Source organism: Pseudomonas sp. Kh14 (genome assembly GCF_900291005.1).
GTDB lineage: Bacteria > Pseudomonadota > Gammaproteobacteria > Pseudomonadales > Pseudomonadaceae > Aquipseudomonas > Aquipseudomonas alloputida.
The window spans coordinates 55,701-82,603 of record NZ_OLKJ01000025.1 but is presented as its reverse complement, the minus strand read 5'-3'; the positions used below and the strand labels follow the sequence as shown (position 1 = coordinate 82,603).

Annotated in this window: 29 protein-coding genes; 12 read left to right on the top strand and 17 right to left on the bottom strand. The window is 60.3% G+C overall.

Going from position 1 to position 26,903, the window contains the following annotated elements:
• Positions 1-46: 46 nt before the first annotated feature.
• The 3 genes from FQ668_RS12820 to FQ668_RS12810 all read right to left on the bottom strand — a co-directional run bounded on the left by FQ668_RS12820 (position 47) and on the right by FQ668_RS12810 (position 2,204).
• Positions 47-973 carry a LysR family transcriptional regulator gene (locus FQ668_RS12820; protein WP_014591502.1) on the bottom strand — a complete coding sequence of 309 codons (927 nt, stop codon included), beginning with the start codon at positions 971-973 and terminating at the stop codon, positions 47-49.
• A gap of 126 nt (positions 974-1,099) precedes the next feature.
• Positions 1,100-1,822: a hypothetical protein gene (locus FQ668_RS12815; protein ID WP_019438824.1), complete on the bottom strand. Its 723-nt coding sequence runs from the start codon at positions 1,820-1,822 to the stop codon at positions 1,100-1,102.
• A 79-nt stretch (positions 1,823-1,901) separates the two neighbouring features.
• Positions 1,902-2,204 (bottom strand): DUF3077 domain-containing protein, encoded by a 303-nt coding sequence (locus FQ668_RS12810; RefSeq protein ID WP_014591504.1) that lies wholly within the window; start codon positions 2,202-2,204, stop codon positions 1,902-1,904.
• A 199-nt stretch (positions 2,205-2,403) separates the two neighbouring features.
• Between FQ668_RS12810 and FQ668_RS12805 the strand changes: the two genes are divergently transcribed.
• On the top strand, positions 2,404-3,027 hold the full coding sequence (locus FQ668_RS12805; RefSeq protein WP_010953466.1) for a glutathione S-transferase family protein: 624 nt from the start codon (positions 2,404-2,406) through the stop codon (positions 3,025-3,027).
• A 53-nt stretch (positions 3,028-3,080) separates the two neighbouring features.
• Here the strand turns inward: FQ668_RS12805 and FQ668_RS12800 are convergent, their stop codons facing one another.
• Positions 3,081-4,256: an MFS transporter gene (locus FQ668_RS12800; RefSeq protein ID WP_019438823.1), complete on the bottom strand. Its 1,176-nt coding sequence runs from the start codon at positions 4,254-4,256 to the stop codon at positions 3,081-3,083.
• A gap of 94 nt (positions 4,257-4,350) precedes the next feature.
• Between FQ668_RS12800 and FQ668_RS12795 the strand changes: the two genes are divergently transcribed.
• Positions 4,351-5,250, top strand: coding sequence for a LysR substrate-binding domain-containing protein (locus FQ668_RS12795; RefSeq protein ID WP_014591506.1), 900 nt, complete (start codon positions 4,351-4,353; stop codon positions 5,248-5,250).
• Between the two features lie 52 nt (positions 5,251-5,302).
• Here FQ668_RS12795 and FQ668_RS12790 read toward each other — a convergent pair whose 3' ends face one another.
• Positions 5,303-5,923, bottom strand: coding sequence for a TetR/AcrR family transcriptional regulator (locus FQ668_RS12790; protein ID WP_019438822.1), 621 nt, complete (start codon positions 5,921-5,923; stop codon positions 5,303-5,305).
• Between the two features lie 129 nt (positions 5,924-6,052).
• Here FQ668_RS12790 and FQ668_RS12785 point away from each other — a divergent pair, with 129 nt between their 5' ends.
• The 3 genes from FQ668_RS12785 to FQ668_RS12775 all read left to right on the top strand — a co-directional run bounded on the left by FQ668_RS12785 (position 6,053) and on the right by FQ668_RS12775 (position 10,013).
• Complete coding sequence (locus FQ668_RS12785; RefSeq protein ID WP_178095686.1) at positions 6,053-7,735, top strand: amidohydrolase; 1,683 nt, start codon at positions 6,053-6,055, stop codon at positions 7,733-7,735.
• Between the two features lie 14 nt (positions 7,736-7,749).
• Positions 7,750-8,907, top strand: a complete 1,158-nt coding sequence (locus tag FQ668_RS12780) for a YbfB/YjiJ family MFS transporter (RefSeq protein ID WP_014591509.1) — start codon at positions 7,750-7,752, stop codon at positions 8,905-8,907.
• A 110-nt stretch (positions 8,908-9,017) separates the two neighbouring features.
• Positions 9,018-10,013, top strand: coding sequence for a D-2-hydroxyacid dehydrogenase family protein (locus tag FQ668_RS12775; protein WP_019438820.1), 996 nt, complete (start codon positions 9,018-9,020; stop codon positions 10,011-10,013).
• Between the two features lie 7 nt (positions 10,014-10,020).
• Here the strand turns inward: FQ668_RS12775 and FQ668_RS12770 are convergent, their stop codons facing one another.
• Complete coding sequence (locus tag FQ668_RS12770; RefSeq protein ID WP_014591511.1) at positions 10,021-10,506, bottom strand: hypothetical protein; 486 nt, start codon at positions 10,504-10,506, stop codon at positions 10,021-10,023.
• A 142-nt stretch (positions 10,507-10,648) separates the two neighbouring features.
• Here FQ668_RS12770 and FQ668_RS12765 point away from each other — a divergent pair, with 142 nt between their 5' ends.
• From FQ668_RS12765 to FQ668_RS12755, 3 genes are all read left to right on the top strand, one after another.
• A complete protein-coding gene (locus FQ668_RS12765; RefSeq protein ID WP_019438819.1) occupies positions 10,649-11,644 on the top strand; it encodes a 5'-nucleotidase in 996 nt (331 codons plus the stop codon).
• An 82-nt stretch (positions 11,645-11,726) separates the two neighbouring features.
• Complete coding sequence (locus tag FQ668_RS12760; RefSeq protein WP_019438818.1) at positions 11,727-13,004, top strand: bifunctional O-acetylhomoserine aminocarboxypropyltransferase/cysteine synthase; 1,278 nt, start codon at positions 11,727-11,729, stop codon at positions 13,002-13,004.
• Positions 13,005-13,068: 64 nt separating this feature from the next.
• On the top strand, positions 13,069-13,833 hold the full coding sequence (locus FQ668_RS12755; protein ID WP_014591513.1) for a hypothetical protein: 765 nt from the start codon (positions 13,069-13,071) through the stop codon (positions 13,831-13,833).
• An 82-nt stretch (positions 13,834-13,915) separates the two neighbouring features.
• Here the strand turns inward: FQ668_RS12755 and FQ668_RS12750 are convergent, their stop codons facing one another.
• Complete coding sequence (locus FQ668_RS12750; RefSeq protein ID WP_144180267.1) at positions 13,916-14,389, bottom strand: anti-virulence regulator CigR family protein; 474 nt, start codon at positions 14,387-14,389, stop codon at positions 13,916-13,918.
• A 146-nt stretch (positions 14,390-14,535) separates the two neighbouring features.
• On the opposite strand from FQ668_RS12750, the gene FQ668_RS12745 reads away from it, so the two are divergent.
• Complete coding sequence (locus FQ668_RS12745) at positions 14,536-15,699, top strand: AAA family ATPase (protein WP_014591515.1); 1,164 nt, start codon at positions 14,536-14,538, stop codon at positions 15,697-15,699.
• 29 nt (positions 15,700-15,728) lie between these two features.
• On the opposite strand, the gene FQ668_RS12740 is transcribed toward FQ668_RS12745, so the two are convergent.
• On the bottom strand, positions 15,729-16,385 hold the full coding sequence (locus FQ668_RS12740) for an HD domain-containing protein (RefSeq protein ID WP_014591516.1): 657 nt from the start codon (positions 16,383-16,385) through the stop codon (positions 15,729-15,731).
• Between the two features lie 253 nt (positions 16,386-16,638).
• Here FQ668_RS12740 and FQ668_RS12735 point away from each other — a divergent pair, with 253 nt between their 5' ends.
• Positions 16,639-19,050, top strand: coding sequence for a TonB-dependent siderophore receptor (locus tag FQ668_RS12735; protein WP_019438816.1), 2,412 nt, complete (start codon positions 16,639-16,641; stop codon positions 19,048-19,050).
• A gap of 39 nt (positions 19,051-19,089) precedes the next feature.
• On the opposite strand, the gene glsB is transcribed toward FQ668_RS12735, so the two are convergent.
• The 5 genes from glsB to FQ668_RS12705 form a co-directional block, all read right to left on the bottom strand.
• Positions 19,090-19,998 carry a glutaminase B gene (gene glsB / locus FQ668_RS12730; protein ID WP_014591518.1) on the bottom strand — a complete coding sequence of 303 codons (909 nt, stop codon included), beginning with the start codon at positions 19,996-19,998 and terminating at the stop codon, positions 19,090-19,092.
• Between the two features lie 347 nt (positions 19,999-20,345).
• Entirely contained in the window at positions 20,346-20,804 is a 459-nt protein-coding gene (locus tag FQ668_RS12720; protein ID WP_019438815.1) for a DUF3429 domain-containing protein, read from the bottom strand.
• Positions 20,805-20,839: 35 nt separating this feature from the next.
• On the bottom strand, positions 20,840-21,400 hold the full coding sequence (gene folE, locus FQ668_RS12715; protein ID WP_019438814.1) for a GTP cyclohydrolase I FolE: 561 nt from the start codon (positions 21,398-21,400) through the stop codon (positions 20,840-20,842).
• Complete coding sequence (locus FQ668_RS12710; RefSeq protein ID WP_080590259.1) at positions 21,385-21,798, bottom strand: thiol-disulfide oxidoreductase DCC family protein; 414 nt, start codon at positions 21,796-21,798, stop codon at positions 21,385-21,387. Before FQ668_RS12710 ends, folE begins: the two co-directional genes overlap by 16 nt.
• A 149-nt stretch (positions 21,799-21,947) precedes the next feature.
• On the bottom strand, positions 21,948-22,664 hold the full coding sequence (locus FQ668_RS12705; protein WP_026031961.1) for a hypothetical protein: 717 nt from the start codon (positions 22,662-22,664) through the stop codon (positions 21,948-21,950).
• Between the two features lie 176 nt (positions 22,665-22,840).
• Between FQ668_RS12705 and FQ668_RS12700 the strand changes: the two genes are divergently transcribed.
• Positions 22,841-23,059 carry a hypothetical protein gene (locus tag FQ668_RS12700; protein WP_014591528.1) on the top strand — a complete coding sequence of 73 codons (219 nt, stop codon included), beginning with the start codon at positions 22,841-22,843 and terminating at the stop codon, positions 23,057-23,059.
• A gap of 728 nt (positions 23,060-23,787) precedes the next feature.
• Here the strand turns inward: FQ668_RS12700 and FQ668_RS12695 are convergent.
• Together FQ668_RS12695 and FQ668_RS12690 are read right to left on the bottom strand one after the other, a co-directional pair.
• Positions 23,788-24,246 (bottom strand): HIT family protein, encoded by a 459-nt coding sequence (locus FQ668_RS12695; RefSeq protein WP_080590258.1) that lies wholly within the window; start codon positions 24,244-24,246, stop codon positions 23,788-23,790.
• A 15-nt stretch (positions 24,247-24,261) separates the two neighbouring features.
• Positions 24,262-25,236: a ThiF family adenylyltransferase gene (locus FQ668_RS12690; RefSeq protein ID WP_026031960.1), complete on the bottom strand. Its 975-nt coding sequence runs from the start codon at positions 25,234-25,236 to the stop codon at positions 24,262-24,264.
• 122 nt (positions 25,237-25,358) lie between these two features.
• Between FQ668_RS12690 and FQ668_RS12685 the strand changes: the two genes are divergently transcribed.
• Positions 25,359-25,553, top strand: coding sequence for a hypothetical protein (locus FQ668_RS12685; protein WP_144180263.1), 195 nt, complete (start codon positions 25,359-25,361; stop codon positions 25,551-25,553).
• Positions 25,554-26,142: 589 nt separating this feature from the next.
• Here FQ668_RS12685 and FQ668_RS12675 read toward each other — a convergent pair.
• Both FQ668_RS12675 and FQ668_RS12670 read right to left on the bottom strand, forming a co-directional pair.
• Positions 26,143-26,346 carry a hypothetical protein gene (locus FQ668_RS12675; protein WP_230678071.1) on the bottom strand — a complete coding sequence of 68 codons (204 nt, stop codon included), beginning with the start codon at positions 26,344-26,346 and terminating at the stop codon, positions 26,143-26,145.
• A complete protein-coding gene (locus FQ668_RS12670; protein ID WP_019438812.1) occupies positions 26,343-26,510 on the bottom strand; it encodes a hypothetical protein in 168 nt (55 codons plus the stop codon). The genes FQ668_RS12675 and FQ668_RS12670 overlap by 4 nt, the downstream gene beginning before the upstream one ends.
• Positions 26,511-26,903 lie beyond the last annotated feature (393 nt).

The window sequence follows — 26,903 nt, the reverse complement described above, 5'->3', positions numbered from 1 at the left end:
ATCCCTGCCAGCGCTTCGGCAACGGACTGGAAATCAATGGGGACCGTCACACTTCACCCGCCGTCAGTTCCTCCACCAGCAATCGTGCCGCAGGCGATAACGGCGCCGCGACCCGGTGCACGATGCCGAACGGCTCGCTCAACGCCCGTAGCGGCACCGCCAGCGACACCAGCAACCCGCGCTGCTCGGCAAAGGCCGCCACTGCACGGGGAATGACTGCCACCAACGTCGGGTCATCTTCAAGCAGCATGAAGGTGGCGAAGGTGGAAAAGGTCTCCAGTGGGTACCGTGACACCTCCACCCCCGCCTCGCTCAACTCGCGTTCCAGCGCTTGGCGCATGGGCATGTTGGCCGGATAAACCACCCAGCGATAATGGCTCAGGTCGCTGATCTTGAGTGCCGCCGCCCCGGCCAGCGGATGCTGCGGATGCGCGACCACCGTCAACGGCTCCTGGGCCAGTTCGACAAAGCCATATTCCGCCGCGTTGCGGCCCAGCCCTGGCCGGCAGATGGCCAGGTCCAGGCGCCCTTCGTCCAGCTGGACGAGCAGGTTGGCGCTGGTATTCTCGGCGATTTCCACTGCCAGTTGCGGCTGTTTGCGGCGCAAGCGCCCGAGGGCGCTGACCAGTGTGGGCATAGCCCCCATGATACTGCCCACCGCCAGCCGCCCGCCCTGGCCTTGGACGATGCCCAACACCTCTTCGCGCAGATGCCCCAGGTCACTGTGGATCAGCCGCGCGTAGCGCACCACGCATCGGCCCACGTCGTTGGCAACCAGGCCGCTGGGCATTCGCTGGAACAACGGTACGCCCAGTATCTCCTCGACCTCACGCAGGGCCTTGGTGGCACCGGGCTGGGAAATGGCCATGGCTTCAGCTGCCTTGTGCAGCGAGCCACAGCGGTCCAGCTCGATCAGCAAGCGCAACTGGCGCAGGCGCAGGCGAGAAAAAATGGAATCCAGAGAAGGGATCATCAGGCAGGCTCGGCAGGGGTTTCGTCATGCCGAGCACTATAGAGGGTCGTCTGCGGGGGCGTATTGAGTTTTCCGCAAATGACCCTCGATCGCAGAACGAATGCACGGATTTTTCTGCAGGCTGTTTTACCGCGGGTCACGACGTGCCAGGCAGGCATAGGCCAAGGCCATTACACTGGCCGCCAGTATGCCAAGCAGTATCATCAGCTCACGGCTGTAACGGGCTACCATGGCCGGAAAACCGATGACCTCGCGATACACCTGCACATGGGCCTCACCGTCGGCGTGGCTGATACTGACCCCGCCATGGCGGATCTGCGAGTAGTCGGCATCGAAATACACCCACACCTTGCAGGTGCCACCTGGCTCGATGGCCGGGATATCAACCTGGGCGATGGCGGTTTCCAGCAGCGTGTCGTTGCCGGCAGCATCGCGCACCTGCACCAGGCCCTTGGCTGGCAGGCGGATTTTCACCTGCCGGACCTGCGCATCACCACTGTTGTGCAGTTCGATCAGCAGGCCGGTACGGTGGTCGACCAGCCCTGCCTCGAAAGGCTTGGCGAACAGCTGGGCATAAGGGGCCTGCGCCATTTCGATGAGCCGCTCGACCTGATCATGGCCCAGCTGGCCTTGAACGATACCGTTGATTCGCCCCTGCAACTGCTCGTACTTGAGCTGCTCGCTGGCCTTGCTGATCCGCTCGCTGAACTGGCTGGGATAAGTGAGGTAGGCATAGGTCAGTGACGCCTCAAGGCGCGGATTGCCCCTGAGCAACGCGTAGGCGGCCAACAGGACCATCAGGCCGATCAGCACGGCGACGAGAAGCTTCCCCACCTTGTCCCAGCTCAATGCATGCTTCCTTCTGTCGTGTTACAGACGATTAAAACCGCCCAAGGGTGCCAAGTTCGCGCCCCCCAGGCAAGCCTGGCTAGGCTTCGCCCCCGCCTTCGCGCGCCTGACGCATCTGCAGCAACTGGCCGTCGATCAGTGACTTGGCCATCCCCGCCAGGTAGTACGTGGCCTTCATCATCACCTGGCGGTCGTCAGGCCTGTCGATGGCCTTGCGGGTGATTTCGGTGATGCAGCCCATGATGCCCGAAGCTTCCATCAGTGCGGTGCGTATTGGCAGTTGCGGTTTCATTTGCACCAGTTCGGCATCGCTGTTGCCAAAGCGGCTCGCGGCTTGCACGACATAGGGCTTGCTGCTGTTTTTCGGCTTTTCGCTGTCCATGTCCATTCCTCAAGGTTAGGTGCTAGCCGAGGCTAGGCCGCTGCCTACCCCATTACAATGACAAAGGGGTGGAAAGGGTCACTTTAGGAAATGGACTACAAGAACCCTGCACAGGTAGCGCCGAGCCACCGCTCAGCCCCCCTTGACCCGCCCCCGACAGTGGCGGACGATCAACCTCCCCCACACAAGGACGAACACCATGCTGCGGATACTGGGAAGAGCCTCTTCCATCAATGTGCGAAAAGTCCTGTGGGCCTGCGCCGAATTCGAGATCGCGTTCGAGCGCGAAGACTGGGGTTCTGGCTTCAAGGCCACTGACAGCACCGAGTTCCTCGCGCTGAACCCCAACGCCATGATTCCGGTGATCCAGGACGGCGACTTCACCTTGTGGGAATCCAATAGCATCATCCGTTACCTGGCCAGCCGCTACGGCGCCACCGCGTTCTATCCCGGCGAAGCCCAGGCGCGAGCGCGGATCGACCAGTGGATCGACTGGCAGGCCTCGGACCTGAACCGCTCGTGGAGCTACGCGTTCATGTCGCTGGTCAGGCATTCGCCCGCTCACCAGGACCCGCAAGCACTGGCTGCCGGTTGTGCCGAGTGGTCACGCTACATGCGCATCCTCGACCGCCAGCTGGCCAGCACCGGTGCCTATGTGGCCGGCAGCCAGTTCACCCTGGCCGACATCCCGATCGGCCTGTCGGTCAACCGCTGGTTCGAAACGCCGTTCGAGCACCCGCACCTGCCTGCTGTGCGCGATTACTACGAGCGCCTGAGCGAGCGCCCTGCCTATCACTTGCATGGCCGAAACGGTACGCCGTAATACCGGCAAGGACGTGAATCGAGGGGCGCAAAGCGCCCCAAGGTTCCGGCCTGCTACAGCGCAACCTGCCCCCCTGCTACCACCCCTCGCCCACGCCAGGCAAACAGCAGCACCAGTACCAACCCCAGCGTCGCCATCGCAGCCCCCGCCAAGGAAATCGCCGGGTAGCCCAGCCCCGCATTGATCACTGCGCCGCCCAGCGCCGCACCGATCGCATTGCCCAGGTTGAACGCGCCAATGTTCACCGCCGAGGCCAGGTTGGGTGCATCCTTGGCCGCCTCCATGACCCGCATTTGCAGCGGCGGCACCAGGGCAAAGCTGGCCGCACCCCAGACCAGGATCGCCAGGCCGGTCGGCAGCGGCCAGTCCAGTACCAGCGGAAACACCAGCAGCACGGCAATCAGCCCAGCCAGTGACAGGATCAGGGTGCGATCGATCGAGCGGTCCGCCGCCTTGCCGCCCCACACGTTGCCCAAGGTCAGGCCGACACCGAACAGCACCAGCATGGCCGTCACGAAGGGGGTGGACGCCGCCGCTTCATGCTGCAGGATCGGCGCAATGTAGGTGAACACCGTGAACATGGCGCTGGAACCCACCACGGTCAGCAACAAGGCCGCCAATACCGGCCTGCGGCCCAGCACACGGATCTCGGCCATGGCACCCTCGCCCTTGGGCGAGGCAACATTGGGCAGTGCGTACCAGAGTGTGGTCATCGCCACTAGGCCAAGCCCGGCAATACCCCAGAACGCCGTGCGCCAACCCAGCATTTCACCCAACCAGGTCGCCAACGGCACGCCGCCGATGGTGGCCAGGGTCAAACCCATGAACATTGCAGCCACGGCCCCGGCGCGCTTCGCGGGCGGCACCACACTGGCCGCGACGATCGAGCCGATGCCGAAGAAGGCGCCGTGGTTGAGTGAAGTGACCACGCGGGCGACCAGCAGGCTGGCGTAGTCGCTGGCCACGGCCGACATCAGGTTGCCCAAGGTGAAAATGGCCATCAGCCCGATCAACAGGTAACGGCGCGGGATCTTCACCGTGGCCAGGGTCATCAGCGGCGCGCCGATCAGCACGCCAATGGCATAGGCACTGACCAGCAGCCCGGCAGCAGGAATGGAAACGCCAAGGTCGGTAGCGATACTGGGCAACATGCCCATGGGGGCGAACTCTGTAACGCCGATGCCGAAGGCACCGATGGCGAGTGCGACAAGCGGTGGATTGATACGCATGGCAAGCTCCTTATCTATGCCGCAAATGCTACGATCCGTTTAAAATGCGCACTAGACTGCAATTTTGCGAACCACCTTTGCTTGATAGGCACAAATGGACTTCAGTGGCAGATCCGGCGAGATGGAGATTTTTGCCAAGGTGGCGCAAGCGGGCAGCCTGTCTGCCGCCGCCCGGGCGCTAGGCCTGACGCCCTCGGCGGTCAGCCGCATTCTCGCCCGCACCGAACAGCGCCTGGGTACCCGCCTGCTACTGCGCACGACCCGGGCGCTCACCCTCACCCCCGAGGGAGAGGCCTACCTGCGCGGCGCACGGCGGGTGCTGGCGGACATGCTCGAAGTGGAAGAAGCCATCACTGACCAAGGCGTGCCACGCGGGCGATTGCGGGTCAGCGCTGCGCTGGGCCATGCCCGGTTGACCGTAGTGCCGCTGCTGGCGGCCTTCAGCGCACGCTACCCGCAAGTGCTGGTTGACCTGACCCTCAGCGACGAGGTGGCCGACATTCTCGGCGGCCAGGCCGACGTGGCGCTGCGCTTCGGTCACCTGCCGGACAGCTCGTTGAGCGCTCGCGCCATTGGCGAGACCGGCCAGGTAGTGGTGGCCTCGCCAGAATACCTGCAACGCCACGGTACCCCGCTTGAACCTGAAGACCTGGCCCGGCACAACTGCCTGCGCTTCAACTTCCGCCGCGCGATGCCCGACTGGCCGTTTCACCGCGACGGGCATACGTTCTCACTGAAGGTTAAAGGGAATATCGAATGCAGCAGTGGCGAGGCGCTGGCGCAGCTGGCCAGGCTGGGCGCCGGCGTGGCGCGTATCGGCACCTTTACCGTGGCCGATGACCTGGCCAACGGGCAACTGGTGCCGTTGCTGGAGGCTTACAACCCTGGGGATCGGGAACCGATTCATGCGGTGTTCGTCGGCGGCCCGGCCATGCCGGCACGGGTGCGGGTGTTTGTGGATTTTCTGGTGGAACAGCTATCTGGCGGTCTGTAGGGCCGGCCTCATGTCGCGACAGGGCCGCCCACGCGCGCCCTGATCAGTCTCATCACGCTTGCATGCCGGCCAGGATAAAGCCCATGAACCGCCGCACATCCGCCCGGTGTGCCGCCATGTCCAGCGGCTCGCGGCTGCAAAGGCGCAGCAACTGAAGGTGCCCGTAATCGTTGATCAGGAACGCCGCATAGCCCACGTCCAGCCCAGCCGCCAGCCTGCCGCTGTCGCACAAGTCCTGTAGCAGGCATTTCAACTCGTTGACCAACGCGTCGTTGACGCGCCTGTAGGCATCCGGCACGCCCTGCTGCTCAGCCCCCAGCAACGGCAGCAACGGCGGCAATATCTCGCGCCAGAGCGGTGCAGGCAACACCTCGAATGCGTAATCGGTCAAGTGCGCTTCGTAGCAGCACAGGGCCTCCAGCGCATCGTCGAATTCCGGCAGGCGCCGCCGGGCTTCGGTCACCGCCCGGTGGTCGGCCTCGCGGAGCTTCTCCAGCAAAATTTCCTGCTTGCTGCCGAAATAGGCAAACACCGTGGGCACCGACACTGCGGCCAAGCGCGCGATCTGCTCCATGGTGGTGGTCTGGTAACCCTGCGTTTCAAACAGGCCTAGCGCCGTTCGGCTGATGGTTTCACGACGCATCGCCTTCTGCTGCTCGCGCAGTCCGCTCACATTCACACCTTTTTCGAATCGTACACGTCGGCGCACAGCATAACGCAAAGCTGCGTCGTAAAAATATTTTATTGACTAAAAGTTTTAATGAACTCAAAACTAATGCTCCATTCTGACCTGGGAGTTGCCATGTCCACCGCCGCAGACCTCATTATTCACAATGCCCGCATCTACACGGTCGACCCGCACAGGCCTTGGGCTGAGGCGGTGGCCATCTGCGGCGAACGCATCGTTTGCGTGGGCGACCACGGCAGCGTCATGGCATACGCCGGCCCTGCCACACGCCTGCTGGATGCCGGCGGCAAACTGGTGCTGCCGGGCTTCGTCGAGTCTCACTGGCATTTTTCCTCTACCGCCTTTGCCTTTCAGGCGCTGGTCAACCATACAGACCCGCAACAGGTGCTGGCCCTGCTCCAGGCCTACGTCGAGGCCAACCCCTGTGAAAAAGCCATTACCGGCATGGGCTGGATCCAGCCATTGATGCCTGGGCATATGTTGCGCCGCGAAGTACTGGATGCCATCTGTGCGGACAAGCCCGTGTGCCTGCTGTCCACCGACTATCACACCATGTGGGTCAACAGCTTCGCCCTGAACGCTGCCGGCATCGACCGCAACACCCCGCCACTAGAAGAGGGCGCCAGCTGGTTCGAAAAGGACCCGATCACCGGCGAGCCCACGGGCGTGATCATTGACTGCGCCGCCTATTCGCTACTGATGCAACGTCTGAGCGAAGCCGGCTACCTACCGACAGGCATCGACCTGTACCTGCGCTCGATCCCCTTTTGGCAAGAGAAACTGGTGGCGGCCGGGATTACCACGGTATTCGATGCCGGTTTCCTCGACCCCGCTGGCGACCAGTCGCTGCTGTATGAAACCCTGCAGCAACTGGAGCGTGAGGAGCGCCTGAAACTGCGGGTGGTCGGCAGCTACATCAACATGGGCACCGAGGACGATCCGGTCACGCGGCTGCAGGCCCTGCGCGAACGCTACGACTCGCCGCTGGTCAAGGCGCAGACCCTCAAGCTGATGCTGGACGGGACCGAGCTGAACCACACCGCGTTCCTGCTCGAGCCCTATTGCGACAAGCCACACAGCTGCGGATCGACGACCATGCCCGAGGAAGTGTTCGAGGGCCATGTGCGCAAGGCCGACGCCCTGGGTATCGACGTGATGGTGCATGCAGTGGGCGATGCCGCCGTGCGCATGGCGCTGGACGTGTTCGAGCGCACGTTCTCCAGCAATCCGCCCCGCGACCGTCGTCACGTCATCACTCACGCCTTTCTCACCCACCCCGACGACATCCCGCGCTTTCGCCGTATCGGCGTCATGGCCAACACCCAGTTGCAGTGGGGCGTGGTCGACGCCTACGCCGAGGCCATCCAGCAGACCTATGGCTACCCACGCTGGGCGTCGATGTATAAATTCCGCAGCTTCATCGACCAAGGTGTGACCGTGTCCATCGGCATGGACGGCCTGGTGTGCCAATGCCGATGCCAGCACAAGCCTGTGGAACACATCGAATCGGGCCACACCCGCCAGCTCAGTGGCGAACCCGATGCCCCTGTGATGCCCGATGCCGACGAGCGCCTGAGTATCCCGCAACTGATCGCCGCCTATACCCTCAACGGTGCCTACCAACTGGGCCTGGAACGGGAAATCGGTTCGATCACCGTTGGCAAGCGTGCCGACATCATCGTGCTGGAGCAGGACCTGTTCGAACTGGACCGCTACCAGATCGGCAATACCGAAGTAGCGCTGACCGTAATGAACGGCCGCATCACCCACGACGCAGGTACCCTGCCCCGCGCCTGACCCCGGACCCGACCATGCACAACAATAACAACACCCTGCTTCTGCGTGCTGCGCTGATCTACATCGCCGCCACGGCCTTGATCATCATTGGCGTACAACCCATCTTCATCGGCCTGCTGGCCGAGCGGTTGCATCTGGACCTGAGCCAACAGGGCTGGGTACTTTCCAGTGAAATGAGCGGAACACTGCTCGGTTGCCTGCTGCTATCGATACCAAGGCGTCATCCAAGTGGCCGTGGGCTGTACCTGGCGGCAGCCTTTGCAGCGCTGATGTTGAACCTCCTCAGCGCTGCGCTGGACACTTTGACGACCTTGATTCTGTGCCGTTTTGCCTGTGGTATCACTGCGGGCCTGCTGTATGCCGGGTCGATCAGCGGGCTTGGCCGGCTGCCGGGCCAGGATCGCTCGTACGGCCTGTCGCTGCTGATTCAAACCGCTGTCTTTGCCCTGTACGCGACGTGCCTGCCACAACTGGCAGAGCAGTTCGGTCACCGCACGGCGATTGCATCACTGGGTTTCTGGTTCGTGCTGATCGCTATGGCTGCGTTGTTCATTCCGGTACGGCTGCAGCGTGTAACACCCGTGCGCCTGGCGCAGCCAGGCGGCGGCTCCGCGATTATCGGGCGCTACGCCCTGCTGGGGATGCTGTGCCTGCAGTTGGCGATCTATTCGTTGTGGGGGTTTGTCGAACAGTTGGCGCGCGAACGTGGCATCGAGGCGGTGGATGTGGGCTGGGCGTTCGGGCTGGGAATACTGGGTGGCTTGCCTGGCGGCGCCCTGCCCAGCCTGCTGGGCGCACGGGTGAGCCGTGGCCCGATGATCGGCCTGGGCTCGCTGGTAGTGCTTGTGTCAATCACCCTGCTGGCGCGGTATACACATGATGCCGATCAGCTGTGCATGGCACTGTTTCTGATGAACTTCGGCTGGGTGCTGGCGCTAACCTACTACATGGGGGCAATTGCCACCAATGACCCACGCGGCACGTTGACACCCTGGGTCAGTGCGCTGCAACTGGGGGCCGCGGCGGCAGCGCCGGCGTTAGTGGCATTGCAGCAACAGAGTGCCGGGCGGGAAATGATCTTTGCCAGTGCAGGGACGGCGGTGGTGTTGGGGTGCGTGCTGAAGGGCGTGGCCGGCGTGGTTCATCGGCGGGCAGTTCGTGAAGCTGCCTGATGGAGCGCATGAGCCGGTGATGGTATGCAACGACTGCAGCCCGATCTGACACCGATACCGCCCGTTAGGTTATCTTCGACGCTTCACTGTACCGACCGGGCCAGACCAACATGCGTATTGTCATTCCCGACGACTACCAGGATGTAATCCGTACGCTCGATTGCTTCGGCAAGCTGAGCGGGCATGCTGTCAGCGTCCTTCATGAGCACCCGCCTGCCACGCTGGAACAACTTGCAGCACGTTTTGCCGATGCCGACGCCTTGGTCCTCACCCGCGAACGCACACGCATCGAAGCCGCCTTGCTCGACCGTCTGCCCAACCTCAAGCTGATCAGCCAGACCGGCAAGGTGTCCAGCCACCTCGACCTGGCTGCCTGCACAGAGCGCGGCATTGCCGTGACCGAGGGGCGCGGATCGCCGGTAGCGCCTGCCGAACTGGCCTGGGCGCTGATCCTCAATGCACGCCGGCAACTGCTGCCGGCCATTGATGCCTTCCGCCAAGGCCAATGGCAGGTCAACCTGGGCCAGGCGCTGGCCGGGCAGACGCTGGGCATCTGGGGCTATGGCAAGATCGGCCAGCGCCTGGCGCGTTATGCGCAGGCCTTCGACATGCCCGTGCTGGTGTGGGGCAGCGACAACAGCCGCGCCGCAGCCAAAGCCGATGGCCACGCTGCGGCCGCCTCGCGCGAGGCGTTTTTTGCCGAGGCGGATATTGTCAGCCTGAACCTGCGCCTTTCGGATCAGACACGCCATGGGGTGACCTTCGACGACCTGTCCCACATGAAGCCCGACGCCTTGCTGGTGAACGTCAGCCGCGCAGAACTGATTGCACCAGGCGCATTACTGCAGGCATTGGATGCCGGGCGGCCGGGCTACGCGGCGGTGGATGTTTATGAGGAGGAGCCGTTACTCGACCCGGCCCATCCACTGCTGCGCCACCCACGGGTACTCAGCACGCCCCACCTGGGGTATGTGGAGAAGAACGGCTACGAGCTGTACTTCGGTGACGCCTTCGACAATGTGCTGGCGTTTTTCGACGGGGTGCCGAAGAACGTCGCCAACCCGCAAGCTTTGACCCTTCAACGCCTGAACCCGGCGCCGCCTTGAAGTTGCACTAACCGAGCAAGTGCAGCCCCAGCGTAAACACAGCCACGGCCAAGGCAACCAACGACACGGCATGACGCTCCAGATACGCGGGCCAACTGGCTGCTGACTGCGACATGCATTCACATTGGTGCTCAGCCAGGCGGGTCAAGCGTGCCTCCACACTGTCCAGGCGGTCTGCTTGGGTGCTCGCTGCCAGCGCGAGCTTCTTCAGCGCCGTGGTCACCGTGATGGACAGCCCCTCCCGAGCCTGATTGCTGGCGGCCAGTTGCTGCTGGCACTGCTCAAGGTGCTTGCGAATCGCCCCTTCCTTCTGCACGCGGGCCAGGGTAGTTGCCACGAGCTTTTTGTTCAGCATCTCGATACTGGCCAGCAGTGCTTCGTGCTCGATGGCCTGCGGGGTCGACGCGTCTGCCTCAAGGTGGCTTTCGTGCATCGTCTTCCCATTTGCCTCGGCAAGCGGAGTCAGGGTGCCGTGTTCATGTAGCTGGTTCATCAATCACTGTCCGGATACTGCGGTAAGGGGCGAGAAGCTATCAAAATGACATCGCTGGATCCACTGATGAGTCGTGCAATTGACGGCTTTCGTCAGAGCGTGCGCGTACACTTGCCTTCAAGCCACTCGCAGGAGCCGCTGCATGCCCTACCCTATTGAAGAAAAACTGGTCATCGGCGTTGCCTCGAGTGCGCTGTTCGACCTCTCCGTTTCTGATGACATCTACCAGACACAAGGTGTCGAGGCTTACCGCCAACACCAGGAACAGAACCTTGACGAGCCCTTCCCCAAAGGGGTGGCGCTCCCGTTCATTCGCCGCTTCCTGAGTATCAACAAGGCGTTCCCCGACCAGTTGCCGGTGGAGGTGGTGCTGCTCTCGCGCAACTCGCCGGAAACCGGCCTGCGGGTGTTCCGCTCCATCAGCCACTATCAGCTGGACATCACCCGCGCGGCATTCATGTCGGGCCGCTCGCCCTACGAATACATCCCGGCGTTCAATGCCTCGCTGTTTCTCAGCGCCAACGAGGAAGATGTGCAAAAGGCCATCGACGCCAACTACCCTGCCGGGCGTGTACTGCCTACGCGCATCTACGATGATGAAATCGACACTGAGCTGCGGGTGGCCTTCGACTTCGATGGCGTGATTGCCGACGACGAGGCAGAGAGTGTTTACAAGCGCAACGACAACCTGGACGACTTTCAGGAACACGAGCGCATGCACAAGGGCACCCCGCATTCGCCGGGGCCACTGGCAGACCTTTACCGCAAGCTTTCGCGGATACGCATGCTGGAGGACCGCAAGCTGGCCGAGGACCCGACGTACCAGCGGATTCTGCGCATTGCCATCGTCACGGCGCGCAACGCGCCTTCGCATGAGCGGGTGGTGACAACCTTGAAGGATTGGGGTGTATCCCCGGATGAGTGCTTTTTTCTAGGCGGTATGGATAAACCCAGGGTGTTGTCGATATTGAAGCCGCATGTGTTTTTCGACGACCAGCGCACGCACCTGCAATCGCCAGCGGGGAACCTGCCGATGGTGCATGTACCGTTTGGGGTGGCGAACAGAGTGCGCTCGCCTCAGGAACCCGACGTGAAGCAGGATCAACTGCCGATCTGTGAATTGTCACGCGAGCCATAAACCGCCAGAGCGTCGCCCTTGACCCACGCCCGCTCGCCGCCGCATGCTCGAACGCTTCCACCCACGCTCAAGGAACGATTGCATGAAGCTGGAAACGCTTGCCATCCATGCGGGCTTCAGCCCCGACCCGACCACCAAGGCGGTGGCCGTACCGATCTACCAGACCACCTCCTTCGCCTTCGACGACACCCAGCACGGCGCCGACCTGTTTGACCTGAAGGTTGCCGGCAACATCTACTCACGCATCATGAACCCCACCAACGACGTGCTCGAGCAGCGCATGGCCGCCCTGGAAGGCGGGGTTGGCGCGCTGGCCGTAGCCTCGGGCATGGCGGCTATCACCTACGCCATCCAGACCGTCGCCGAAGCCGGCGACAATATCGTCTCGGTGGCCAAGCTGTACGGCGGCACCTACAACCTGCTGGCGCACACCCTGCCACGCATGGGGATCCACACCCGCTTCGCGGCCCATGACGATATCGCCGCCCTCGAAGCGCTGATCGACGCGCGAACCAAAGCGGTATTCTGCGAGTCCATCGGCAACCCCGCCGGCAATATCGTTGATATCGCTGCGCTGGCCGAGGCCGCCCACCGCCACGGGGTGCCGCTGATCGTCGACAACACCGTGGCCACCCCGGTGCTGTGCCGGCCGTTCGAGCACGGCGCCGACATCGTCGTGCACTCGCTGACCAAGTACATCGGCGGTCACGGCACCAGCATCGGCGGCATCGTCATCGACTCCGGCAAATTCCCCTGGGCCGAAAACAAGGAACGCTTCGCCCTGCTCAACACCCCCGACCCGTCCTACCACGGCGTCACCTACACCGAAGCCTTCGGGCCTGCCGCCTTCATCGGCCGCTGCCGTGTGGTGCCCTTGCGCAACACCGGCGCCGCGCTGTCGCCGTTCAACGCCTTCCTGATCCTGCAAGGCCTGGAAACCCTGGCCCTGCGCATGGAGCGCCATACCGAGAACGCGCTAAAGGTGGCCCGTTACCTGCAAGCCCACGAGCAAGTGGCCTGGGTGAAGTTCGCCGGGCTGCCCGACCACCCCGAACATGAACTGGCCCAGCGCTACACCGGCGGCAAGCCGGCGTCGATCCTGTCGTTCGGCATCAAGGGTGGCCAGGCGGCTGGCGCGCGCTTCATCGACGCGTTGCAGTTGGTGGTACGCCTGGTGAACATCGGCGACGCCAAGTCACTGGCCTGCCACCCCGCTTCTACTACCCACCGTCAGCTCAACGACGAGGAACTGGAGAAGGCCGGCGTGCCACGGGACATGGTGCGCCTGTCGATCGGCATCGAACACAGTGACGACATCATCGCCGACCTGGCCCAGGCCTTGGAGGCCAGCCGCGGCTGATGCCTCCGCGCCCTACCCAATGTCGAAGGCGGGCGCACCTTCATCAAGCCTGGATGCACCCGCAATGACCCTGTTTTACCTGAAACTCATCGTCACACCCCTGCTGATGTGGGCCATCTCCCTCGCCTCCCGGCGCTGGGGCGGCCTGCTAGGCGGATTGCTGTCCGGCCTGCCGATCACCTCGGCGCTGGTGATGACCTTCCTGTGCCTGGAACAAGGCACGGCCTTTGCCCTGGGCGCACTGCCCGGCGCACTGGGCGGCCTGGCGGCGGTGCAGGCCACCTACACCGTCTACCTGCTGGCCACGCGCGCACTCGGCATCGCCGTGACCGTGCTGCTGGCATTGCTGTTCTATGGCCTGGCCGCCTATGCCTTTACCCACTGGGGCAGCCTGTACCTGTCGATTGCGGTAGCGTTGGTGCTGATCGGCGTGCTGATCCGCGCCAGCGGCCGCGAGCCCAAACCTGATACCTTGGCCCGCCCCCGGCACCGGTACTGGGAAATCCCGTTGCGCATGGTGTCTGCCACTTCCCTGCTGATGATCACCACCAGCTTGGCCAGCTGGCTAGGCCCGGCGACCAGCGGGATGCTGGCGCCCATTCCTGTGATTGCCTGGCCGCTGGTGGTGTTCGCCCATGTGCAGGGCGGGCGAGCCGGGATGGCCGCGATGGTGCGGGGGAATGCGATCGGCGCGGTGGGGGTCATTGCGTTCTATCTGGTATTGGCGGGGCTGCTGGAAACGTGGGGCGTTGGTGTTACCATCGGCCTGGCCATGCTGGGCGCTGTTGTGCTGACCATTGGGCTGGCCGCTGTGTTGCGGCGGCGTTGATAGGCCGTTGGGGCTGCTGTGCAGCCCATCGCAGGCAAGCCAGCGCCTACAGGTACCGAGCGCGCCGCTCGCACCTGTAGCTTTAGTCGAACGCCCCGTTCAACACCTCATAGATGATCCCGGTCGCCACGGCGACCAGAATCAGGTCTGCGCCTGCCTGCATCCACTCATACCCGTCATAGCGAGGCAGCTGCCCCAACAGACGGCCATCCAGTTTCTTGGCGATACCAGGTGGCAGGGGCTTGCCGCGGGCCAGGTTCTTCTGAATGCCTGGAGGCAATGCCGGGCCCGGGCTCCAGTAGTTGCGGTGGCCACCGAGAATGCCCAGTACATCGCCACGGTCGATGGACGGGCCGCCGTGCCAGTCATTGCCGCCGGCGCTCTGCTTGTGGCCGCCCGAATTGCCCTGGCCCTGGGCGTGCTGAGCCTGGCCCTTGCCGTGCCCCTGACCTTGGCCCTGGCCTTTGCCGTTACCCGGGTCGGCGAGCGCCGGGCCAGAGGCCGAGGCCACAGCCAATGAGGTGACAACAGCTGTCATGATTGTTGATCTGGCCATGTGAGCATCCTTTGCGCGAGAGGTTGCCCCTCACTATAGACGGTGCGCACACCTGCTTCACTTGCAACAGCCTCAGCAGGGGTGGCTGACAAGGCAGGCACGCTTCGGCCACAATCGGTCGCCTGGTCCACGCTGGGAAGCACTGCATGCTCACTACCCTCGCCATCGGCAACTACCGCTCGATCAATCACCTGGTACTGCCGCTGGGCCAACTCAACCTGGTGACCGGTGCCAACGGCAGCGGCAAGTCCAACCTGTACAAGGCGCTGCGCCTGCTGGCCGAAACCGCACAGGGCGGTGTGGTCGAAGCCCTCGCCCGTGAAGGCGGGCTGGATTCGACCTGGTGGGCTGGCCCAGAAACCAGCGCACGAATGCGGCGTGGCGAAGTGCCCATCCAAGGCCAGCATCCGAGCGAAGCCAGGCGCCTGCGCTTGGGCTTTGCCACCGAGGACCTCGGTTTTGCCATCACCCTCGGCCTGCCCATTCCCCTGCCGTATCCTACCGCCTTCATGCTCGACCCTGAGATAAAGTGCGAGGCCATCTGGGGCGCTGGCGCCTATCGGCCCGCTTCCTTGCTGGTCGAACGCAAGAATGCCCTGGTGCGGGCCCGCGAGGGCAACAGCTGGGCAGTGCTCGATCAGCATGCTGACAGCGGCGAGAGCTTTTTCAACATTGTCGGCCGGCCACGCCAGGCACCGGAGATTGGTGACCTGCGCGCGTTCATCAACAGCTGGCGGTTTTACGACCACTTCCGGATTGACCGTGATGCGCCTTGCCGTCAACCCCAACTGGGCACTCGCTCGCCGGTTCTGCATCACGATGGGCGCAACCTTGCCTCGGCGCTGCAGACCATCATCGAAATTGGCGATGTGGAGGATCTGGTGGAAGCGCTGAATGACGCGTTTCCCGGCAGTCGTCTGGAGGTCAATGCGCCACCTGGCGGGCTGTTCAGTGTACGGCTGCACCAGCACGGTCTTTTGCGCCCGCTCGAGGGTGCTGAATTGTCGGACGGAACCCTGCGTTATCTTCTGCTGATGGCTGCCCTGCTCACACCACGGCCGCCATCGCTGATGGTATTGAACGAACCGGAAACCAGTTTGCACGCGGACCTGCTCCCGGCCTTGGCACGGCTGATCATTCGTGCATCAAGCCGTAGCCAGGTTTGGGTGGTATCGCACAGTGCGCCATTAATCAACGCGCTGGCAGCCTGTGACGGGTGCAATGTGCTAGAGCTGGAAAAAATACAAGGGCAAACCCAGCTGCGGGGGGTTGGGTTGCTGGATGAGCCGCTGTGGCGGTGGGCTGACTGAACTCAAGTAGCGGTACGAGCCCGGCATGACTAACCGGCCCCGCTAATCTCGTCCATGAACTGGGTAAGAAAGGTTTCAAGACGGGTATGACGCTCGGCAGCAAGGCGAGCCCCTTCGTGAGTTTTAAAGCCCGAGGCGAGCTTGAGCAGTTTGGTCTGGAAGTGCTCGATGGCATACGCCCCGTCCTGGTACGCCCTCTCCTGCGCGAAAGGATTTTCGAAGTCGTAGAGCGCCGACCCCATTCGTCCGGAGACGTAAAAACACCGGGCAATACCCACCGCGCCGATGGCGTCAAGCCGGTCACTGTCCTGAAGGATGCAGGCCTCACGTGTCAGCGGTTCGAACCCCGCCGAGTAACTGTGCGTTTTGATCGCATGCACTACCTGCTCAATACGCACACTCGGCCAGCCCATCTCAGCAAGGACTGATGCAGCCTTGTTCGCCGACAACGTCGAGGCCTGCCCACGTAACGGCGAATGCTTTTCCACCGCCACACAGTCGTGCAGCACCGTCGCCGCAAGCAAGATTTCAAGGTCGCCACCCTCTACCCGCTGGATCCGGTGCGCATTGACCCACACGCGATGAATGTGGGCCAAGTCGTGGGAGCCATCACTCTGGTCGGACGGCAAGTACTTCAGCAAGTCAGTGGCAAGGCACTGATAAGGGGCAAACGCTTGGCGGGTCATCTTCGGTAGGTTCCATTTCCGGTGAATGCGCGGGCTCACGGGCGCCGTCCGGACACTGCCTGGGCAAGTACCGAGAGCCTGCATGTCGGTTTCAAAGCCTGTACAACACTGGCAGGAGCAGCCTTGTGCTGCGATGAGGATGTTACTGCCAAAGTAGATCCTCAGCCCTATCAGCACCTTGCTACTAAGTATTTCCGTCAACAACACGTTTGTTACTGGGAGCACTTGTATTCGATCAGCAAGGAGTCAATGGATGTCCGCTCGCTTTTCCTCCCCCGCCACCCGTATTCGCCAAACCGCGCTAGCGGTCAGCTTCGCGGGCTCGCTGCTGGGCACTGCACATGCCTGGGCCGAGCCTGTGGGTTACAGCATCCCGGCAGGGTCATTGGCTCACGCACTCGACCAGTTTGCCGACGCCAGCGGGGCAGTCATCAGTTTCAGCCATGAAGAAGTCGCAGGCTTGCACAGCAAAGGGCTGCACGGCAATTACGCGCTGCATCAGGCGTTGGCAGAGCTGCTGCAAGGCAGTGGCTTGCAGGTGCAGGCAGCGGGCGACAAGCACTTCATGCTGGTTAGCGCTGAGCAGGATGGCGCCATGGAGCTTGCGGCCACCACCGTCTCCAGCATGGCTCTGGGTGCCACCACCGAAGGCACCGGCAGCTACACCACCGGCTCGGTCAATACCGCAACCGGGCTGCGGCTGTCGGCACGCGAGACACCCCAATCGGTCAGCGTGGTCACCCGCCAGCAGATTGAAGACCAGAACCTGAACGATGTTGCCCAGGTGCTTGAACAGACACCAGGCGTGGTCGTTGACAGCATGGGGCCCGCCGGAAGCGACGCCAACCATATCTACGTGCGCGGCTTCGAGGTCGGCAGCATCCAGGTGGACGGCATCAACCGCCCCGATACCTTTGGCTTCAGGGACGACCTCTCCGACATGGTGTCCTACGACCGGGTAGAGGTGGTGCGCGGTGCCACGGGCCTGATGTCCGGCACCGGCGACCCGGGCGCCACCGTCAACCTGATCCGCAAGAAGCCGACCCTGGAAACACAACGCAAGCTGACCTTGAAAGCGGGCTCGTGGGACAACTACCGCACCGAACTGGACGTTTCTGGCAAGTTGACGCAAAGCGGCAATGTCCGCGGGCGCTTTGTCGCCTCCAATACCGACAGCCAGAGCTACGTCGACCGCCAGTCGCTGGAACGGCAGGTGGCCTATGGGGTGTTGGAGTGGGACATCACCGACAGCACGATGCTGACAGCAGGTGCGGAATATCAGGAGATGGACAACGACGGGGCAGGCAACCACGGTTTCCCAATGTTCAATTCAGATGGCAGTCACTTCAGCCCCTCCCGTACGTTCAACTCGGCTTCGGACTGGAGCTATCACAAGCGTCGCACCAAGACGCTATTCACTACGCTGGAGCATCAACTGGACAACGGCTGGCAATTGAAACTGAATGCCGAACACAGCCGTCGCAGCTATGACGACGCCTTTGCCACCGCGGCCAGCGGCACCGTCAAGCCCGATGGCAGTGGCATCAGCACCTGGACGGGGCGTTGGGCCGGCGAGCCCCGGCAGACCTCGTTCGACCTGTCGGCGTCGGGCCCGTTCGAGCTGTTGTCACGCGAGCACCAGGCCTACCTCGGGGCCAGTCACTACCGCGCCTACTACCGCAACAACGGTTACCCGCTGTGGACGATCCAGACCATCGACAACATTTACACTTGGGACGGTTCGCTGGCGATACCGGACGCCATCCATGCCAAGTCCTCGGAAGACGCGCTGGATGAAACCCAGGACGGCCTGGTGGCTTCGGTACGCTGGAGCCTGGCCGATGACCTGTCGCTGATTACCGGGGCGCGGCTGATCGACTGGAAACGCGACGAAACCTCTACCACCCTGTCGTCCGGCGCGACAAGCCGCACCTCACGTAGCGAAACCGGGGTCGTCACGCCCTACCTTGGCCTGGTGTATGACCTCAACGAGCACTGGTCGGCCTATGCCAGTTACACCACCATTTTCAAACCGCAGAGCAACAAGGATATCAACGGTACCTACCTGGACCCGTTGGAAGGCGTGAACTACGAGCTCGGTCTGAAGAGTGAGTTCTGGGACCAGCGCCTGACCACGGCTTTCAGCGTATTCGAGGTGCACCAGGACAACCTCGCGGTAGCCGACGGAAGCAACCTGGCGCCAGACGGCAACCAGGCCTACCGTGCCGAGTCAGGTACCAAGACACGTGGTTTCGAGATGGAAATGGCGGGCGAGATTTTGCCTGATTGGCAGGTCTCGGCCAGCTACACCTATGCGGTGAGCAAGGATTCGGATGGCGACCGCCTGAACACTGAAATACCGCGAGACACCTTGAAACTGTTCACCAGCTACCGCCTGGCGACCCTGCCACAGTTAAAGGTAGGGGGTGGTGTGCGCTGGCAGGGTACCGAATATTACAAGAGCGCCGGGCCCAACAACGAAACGTTCACCCAGGACCCCTACAGCGTGGTCGACCTGATGGCTCAGTATGCCTTCACGCCGCAGACCAGCGTTTCACTGAACCTCAACAACGTGTTGGACAAAACCTACTACACGGCGATTGGCGCCCGCGGCTGGTATGGCAGCCCACGCAGCGCCACGGCCACGTTGGTATACGCGTTCTGACCCGCCAAGGCGACGCCTGATGGCCCCTGAGTTCGCAGATCAGAACACCGACCATCCGATCCGCGAACTGAGCAGCTCAAGCGCCGCCATCCCGGCCAGGGAGTTGCCCGCAGCATTCAGCTCTGGCGACCATACGCATACGGTAAATTGCCCCGGTACGATCGCCACGATCCCGCCACCCACGCCACTCTTGCCAGGCAAACCCACCCTGAAGGCGAAATTCCCCGCCTCGTCATACAACCCGCTGGTAGCCATGATCGAGTTCACTTGTTGGGTCTGGCGCCGCGTCAGGATCTGCTCACCGCTGTGCTTGCAGAACCCATCATTGGCCAGGAAGCAGAATGCCCGCGCCAGGTCCAGGCAATTCATTTGCAGTGCGCAGTAACTGAAGTAACTGCGCAGCACCGTCTCGACCTCGTTATGGAAGTTGCCAAACGACTGCATCAGGTACGCCATGGCAGCGTTGCGCGCGCGGAACTGATATTCCGAATCAGCGACCCGGGTATTGATCGAGATGTGGGGGTTGCCTGAAAGCCGCCGGACAAAATCGCGCATCGACAACGTGGGGGCCGCGAAGCGCGACTGATTGATATCGCAGATCACCAACGCCCCCGCATTGATGAATGGATTACGCGGCCGCCCGCGCTCGAACTCCAGCTGCACCAACGAGTTGAACGGCTGCCCCGAAGGCTCATGCCCCAGCCGCTCCCAAATGGCTTCCCCCGAATGGCCAATGGCCTGAACCAGGCTGAACACCTTGGAAATGCTCTGCACCGAGAATGGCACCTGCGCGTCGCCTGCGCAGTGGTAACTGCCATCGTTGCCATAGACAGCGATGCCCAGCTGGTTCGCCGGCACGTCCGCCAGCGCGGGAATGTAGTCAGCGACTTTGCCCTTGCCGATCAAGGGACGTACTTCTTCGAGAATCTCGTTCAACAGCGTTTGCATGGAAGGCCCTGTATCAATCCCCAGACGACGGCGAGGGGCAGTCTTCTTGACGAAGACTGAGCGGGAGAGATCACACATTCAGAAACAAATCACCGTCAGCGCCATCATCTCCAGGAAGATCGCCGCGCGTTACGGCCTTAAAAAAGCACAGCGCTCACGCCCAAACTGAAGGAAAGATACATGCGGGCAGCGGGATAAAGGCCTGCTATCTCCGGGAACGGATGCATAGGGTTGAGTGGGAGAGCGTCTGTTCATGGAACGAAAAGCAAACCGCGCAGCCCCCCGACTGGGTTATCCGTAGCGCTCACCCTGGCAGGGTAGAACGGATCGAAGCGTGGATTGGGGTTTCAAAAATCAATGAATACGGCGAGTGCACTGAGCAGCAAACAGAAGCTCGCGACAGCCGTTAAATGCACGCGCATCGGCAGATACCACCCAGGCACGGCTTGCGCCAGTTTGCAATCCTGCCAAAGATGGCCGACAAAACCGAAGGTCAATACCAGACACCCCACCGGCACAGGCAGCAACGTGCCAACCCAACCGATCAGGGCGGGTATAACGCTCCACACAAGTCGCTCTTGACGCTGCTTCGCGGGCAAACTCTGCAACGTCATGGCAAACCCCCAGTGCAGGGCACCGACGAAGCTCAATATCACCGCGCCATAGCCGACCAGCATCATCGAGAAAAACGCTCGATATTCAGCCCAAAAAAGGACGAGCAGCGTCAAACCAATAAACGGCAGCAGACCGCCGTAACCCAGAACAGCGAAGCGGCTTGGAGATAAAGCAGTAGCATCGGTATTCATCTGGGCGCCCCTTCGCAACGGTTCAGGACCGGATGTCAGTTGTGTCGTCCAATGAGGTTGAGGAATTCGTGCCGCGTCGAGGGGGCGTCGCGAAATGCACCTAACATCACGGATGAAATCATCACCGAGTTCTGCTTCTCTACTCCGCGCATCATCATGCACATATGCTTGGCTTCGATCACGACCCCCACCCCTGCAGCATCCGTGACTTCCTGCACGGCATACGCAATTTGCCGCGTGAGGTTTTCCTGTATCTGTAAACGACGGGCGAACATATCCACCACGCGTGCAACCTTGGAAAGCCCTAGCACGCGCCCTGTTGGCAGGTACGCGACATGCGCCTTGCCAATGAATGGCAACATGTGGTGTTCGCACAAGGAGTAGAGTTCGATGTCCCGCACCACAATCATTTCATCGTTTTCACTCTCGAACAAAGCACCGTTCACCACCTCGTGAAGATTCTGTTCATACCCGTTGCACAAGTACTGCATCGCTTTGGCCGCACGCTGGGGGGTGTCCAGAAGCCCTTCGCGCTGCGGGTTTTCACCAATACCGACGAGGATTTCATGATAGTGCTCGACTAACGAATGTGACATTTGGACTCCTCACCGCTACAACGGTGCCCGCCAGCGGGATGTGGTAGCCAGGCCAAGTGTGGCCTCAATCGACAGAACAGCCTGTAAAGCACCGAAAACAGGGGACGTAACGGACGCCAAGCCAGTGGCGCGACCCACAGGCCCACATCGGCAGCACGCCAACTCCACAAGGTGGCGTCCAAGCCTGTAACCCACTGCCCGCTCGCGAACCTTCCATGCAGGCATGACCTCAGTTGCTCAACCGTCAAGCCCAACGCCCCTGCATCGAAATCATCAGCACTGATGTCAACCAGGATGAGCTTTCCCCCGGTCGATTGCCTGCGCAGGAAGGCTATCTCCCGAGCGCACAACGGGCAGGCGCCGTCAAAGTACAGGGTGAAGGGCCACTTACAATACATGTACAACCTCTCATGCTTGTACAGGTTTTTGTATAAGTTAGCTGAAACCAGGAAATTCGCAATGGGGGGTCTGGGAGGTGTTCGCCGGTGGGTTTGTGTTGCCGGTGAGATCGAGCGCCGCCAAACCTCCCATGGCGGACACCTTCCACTCAAGGCCGCATGAGCGGCTCGATCCCGATCCATTTCTTAACTGGGTGATAGCAGAGCTTCAGCGGCGGAATCTGCACCTTGCGGCCCTGCACATCCAGTGCCCCCAGATGAATCGTCCACTTGGAATCTGCCTCGAACTTGTCCGTCTGAAAGATCACGTAAGCCGAGCCATAGCGCTTGTTGTTGGTCATCCTGGGAATCATCCGGTGCACTTCATCGCTGTTGATGTCGTATGGCGATGGCCGGGCGGTCTTCTCATTCACCAACGGAAAGTCGTAGGTCTCGTTGATGCCCAAGTACACCTCGGGCCGCGCATTCAGGCGCGAGCCGTCTTCAAAGGTGATGTAAGCCTGACGGCTGTCGTACAGCACCGGTATCGGCGGTTCGCCACGCTTGGCATCGGTCGACGGGCGTTGGCGGTCTTTGTTGTAGGCGATCATTTGCACAAAGAATTCCTGCCGCGAGTACTTCTCGCCCGGGTACTGCACGTACAGGCTTTGCTCATAGCGCTTTTCGCCCCATTGGGCGGCGTGGTCGTATAGGTAGGTTTCCAGGTAGAGGGTGGTCTCCCCCTGCGGGCCTGGCACTTTGAACTGGAACTCGGATTCGCAAAGGTCCGCGTAGGCGGCGCGTTCGCGTTTCCAGGGGACGCAGGCGGTCAACGAAGCGGCTGCCAGCAGCAGCATGAGAGAGAGTGTGCGTTGCAGGTTATTCATGACCGGCCCTGGTCCAGATGCGAATGGATCAGTTTCGAGGGCTGGGTCGCGCAAGTCCATGCTGACCATTTGCCATTATCGCGATACAGGCAGCACACCTTGCAACCGCTCTGGAAGTGACCACAACGCCGCAACCGGATTTGCTAAGATCGCGGCCTTTCCGCTGGGTGAACTGCATGTTCACCCGAGCCATTTGCAGCCTGCTGGAAGACCCGATGAACAAACTGATCCTGCCTTTCGCCATCTTCGTTAGCGTCATCATCACGGGGAAGATCGCCGAGCATTACGGCCTGGAGGGCAGCTGGAAGGTCGGCCTGCTGTGCCTCGTGGCAGCTGCCGTCCAGATCGCGGTTACCCGCTTTCAGCGCCACCAGCGGCAGAAAGCCGAGCTTTGAAGGGCGCGGGGCCCTCTGGATGATCACGTTATGGGGACCTTTCTTTCACCCAATTTTCACAGTGGCTTGGGCAGGATGAAGCTATCCCTACGTGATAGTACTTAGCCCGCCTCGGCGGGTTTTCTTTTGCCCGCCTGTTTCCTGTTTAAGTTTTGAGGAACGGGAGCGGGTCGAAAAATCAGAAATTACCCCTTCCTTGTAGGCCATTTCCCAAAGATACTCCTCGCGCCTGATTTTCGTTGCACATGGAAATAGTCAGCCCTAGTCTCGGCCTGTCGCCACCCATTGGCGGCACGGTTTTGACAGACCGTGGTTCACTGAGAGCATGTGCGATGCCAGTTATGGCAGCTGTGCGTGGGGCACCTTCGTGTGCGCAGGGATTCTCAGTGCCCCCGGTCTGTCAACCCACAAACAGCTGCCACCCTTCCGTTTGACAGCGGTACTGCGGCGGCCCTGTAAGGCACTGAGAGGGTTTATGCTGAACATGTATTCGATTCATGTACCCCACCTACGGGCAGTTTCTGCCTGAGTGCGTCAGAGAGAACTCGAAATCCACGGGTTCTCGTACTGGAGACCTTATGGTATGGCGGGCTTGTAGAGGGCAGTTGAACGGAGGGCTATTTCAGCACAGGTCAGATCGCCTGTGCTGACTTGATCGGAGAATCCTTGGTTCTTTGCACGCAATGATGGGGATTGGGGGACTTGAACGCATTAGAGCAACAAATCAATTAGTTACAAGACCTTATATGGGCAGCAAGTTCAGATAGCATTTTATCATCCGCCCTAACCGAATCATGTGAAGAAATATATCCTTCATACTTCTCAAAATACTTATCTACACTTGAGCTAATCTTTCTAAACGTACTATCCACGCCTGTACCGTGCATGGGGAACAACTTCGCATGTAGATGATCAACACCGTAGCCTTCTAGGATCATACCGGTTCTAGCTACGCCCGGTAACGCCCTATCAATCAACAGCGCGGTTTTTTTCGCAGCCAATACTAAGTCCCGAATAACCGAGTCGGACTGCTCAAAGGCATAACTACCATAGTGCAATTTAGGAATAACTACAGTAAAGCCTGGTGTGTTAGGAAAAATTGACAAAAATGACATATGATCTTCATCCTCCCATATAATATGGCAAGGTGAAGCACCGCTTACAATCTGGCAAAAAATGCAACTCACTCAATCACCCATTTATCATTCATAATAATATTTCGTTACATATTTACAAGGTATACTAGCGGCATCCCATTCTATATAACTTGAGCGATGACTGCCGAAGACCCGAGACGCTATAAAGGCGATGACGCCTGATGACAACAGCGCGGCAATGTTAAAGTTCAGCGGCCCAAAGCTAGGCATGATAGAATCAGGGAGTCTTTCCCAAGGAGTTTTGAGTTCATCATTGTAAAGTATGTTGTCGTTGTCTTTTCCAGAGAAAAAATTTGCAACACAATTACTATGTAAGTAACCTCCACTGAGCACAGGAATGCGAACTTTCGAAGCCAATTCTTCAGAACGGGATACTAATGTTGGCGGATTGTCGGCCGTAATAACTATCGCTGAATAGCATACCTCATCTGAATGTTCAACAATCCCATCGAAATCCATTTCCTTTTTAAAAGTCAAGATATCCAGCCCATCAAACCGATCATTTAGTTCCCTCGCAAGAATGTCGACCTTATACTCCCCGATATCTTTCTTCCGCCAAAATAACTGCCGATTCAGATTGCTTCTCTCGATCACATCTGAGTCTATAAAGGTGAAATTCTTGATTCCGCTTCCCGCGAGCAATAAGGCGACGCTGCTACCTATGCCTCCACATCCCACGAGGAGAATTTTGGCCGATTGAATGGCGTTAATATCTTCAAGAATATGTGCACAATTTTCTGCTTTGCATAAAAAGAAACTAGTGGTACGACTAGTCTCCGGATTCTTTAAAAGCTTACAGACAGCTTGAATTTCTGCAGGGGTGCCAGACACCAAAGAACCTGAACGCTGTAGCCCTTCAGTCAAGGCAGGTATAGTCTGCTCATTGAGCTTGATAACACCATCTGGGCCATTTATAACTGTCTGACCATTGTCCAAGGTATAAAAAGTAGAAGGCGCGACGACTCCAACTTCAACCCCATCCAAGCCGTATAGGCAATAGTTTTCAAAGGTTTCAGCCATCAAATAATTCCCTTTATTTTTTGTGAGGGTGATGACGCTTCATCCCCCCCCTTCCGGTCAACTAGTTACAGCGAGGGTCTGATTTTGAGATGGCGCCTACGAGACAGCCTGGGTGAGGACCGATGGAAGCAACAGTCAATGGCTTAAGACTTTTTTCAGCAGGAACCGTCGTCAGCGGCGGGTTGTCAGATGCAGTGGTGTTGCTGCCAACACTTGCTTGCGCAACAGCAGAAGCACCAAGTAGCACCGCAGCTAGCCCAATATATAAAATCCTTTTATTTATTGCGAGTGATTATCATGACGCATACGGACTGTAGTCGTTCGATGCCTACGAGTCAACTGTATGAGCCGACTCTGGCTTTGGAATAAGTAGCGCACAGCCGTTAGCCGTTTATGAGTTACCGCACGCCATGGCGCCTGAGCGGGCGGCGGAGATCGTCAAGGCTGGATGCCGGCCCGCTCAGGGTTTTCGCTGGTTCCCCGTAGGTAAAGCAGTCGGCAACGTGCGTAACCAAGGGCCAGAACTGATTAAACCGGTCAGTGAGGAGAGCCGCCAAGGCGACCTAGAGCTCTAAGCTGGTAGTCGGTGATTGCCTGGCACTGCGATTCTGCAATCAGGCGAAGCCGCTCGACCCTCCGAGGGCGAAGGCCATTGGCTTGAGCTTGGTGGTACTGCTTCATTGCCTCCACCGCATCGGCATACATCGGATGATCTGGAGACAGTCGGCTTGAAGTAACTGTCACAGGCGGACCTCCTCGGCAGAAAACATCACTGGATAGTATGAGGCGCCTGGCAAGCTGTTTCTTTCTCTGCTCATGAGCGTCCTCTCAAGCTTGTTGGGTGAATTACGTGAAGACGGGTCCACGACGAGCCCAGGCAAAGGTGACCACCCCAATAATGGAGCATCACGCCGAACGGGTTAACCCAATGACCTTGAGGGCGGTGATGAATGCGCCGAAGCTGCCGATAGCCACCAGGTAGAGGGCGGCACTCAGCAGTGGCTGATCCACCGGGCGGACCTTGCGTAGGTAGTCGCAGGCCGCGAGCAAGACCATCACACGCAGGAACAAGTCTTGGGCAGTCAGCGCTGAAATCAGGATGTTTTTCATATCAGGCACCTCGCGCCGTGACGAACGCCCCCCATGGCAGCCTTGATCGCGGGGATGATGTTCATGGCGGTGAGGCCGAGTACGAACACTACCCCGCACAGCAGATCATCGGTGACCGCAAGCTCAAGCTTTGGGGCAAGCCAGGCGGTGACCGGCGGGGTCATTTAGACCGACAATCTACTGATCGACCTGATTCCGCAGCCCAACCTTTCTTTTGCCCGCCTGTTTCCTGTTTAAGTTTTGAGGAACGGGAGCGGGTCGAAAAATCAGAAATTACCCCTTCCTTGTAGGCCATTTCCCAAAGATACTCCTCGCGCCTGATTTTCGTTGCACATGGAAATAGTCAGCCCTAGTCTCGATCCGTCGCTGCCAATTCAGCGACCGGTTTTGACGGACCGATGACGCTGTCCTCATGTGCACACTTTTATGGTGGCTGTACGTGCGGGCACCCTGTGGTGCGCCGAGTGCCAACGTCTCGGTCCGTCAACCCGCGTACAGCTGCCACCCATTGCTTGACGGCATGGCGTGGTAGCTCCTCCTTCTACGTTGGAGCCTCA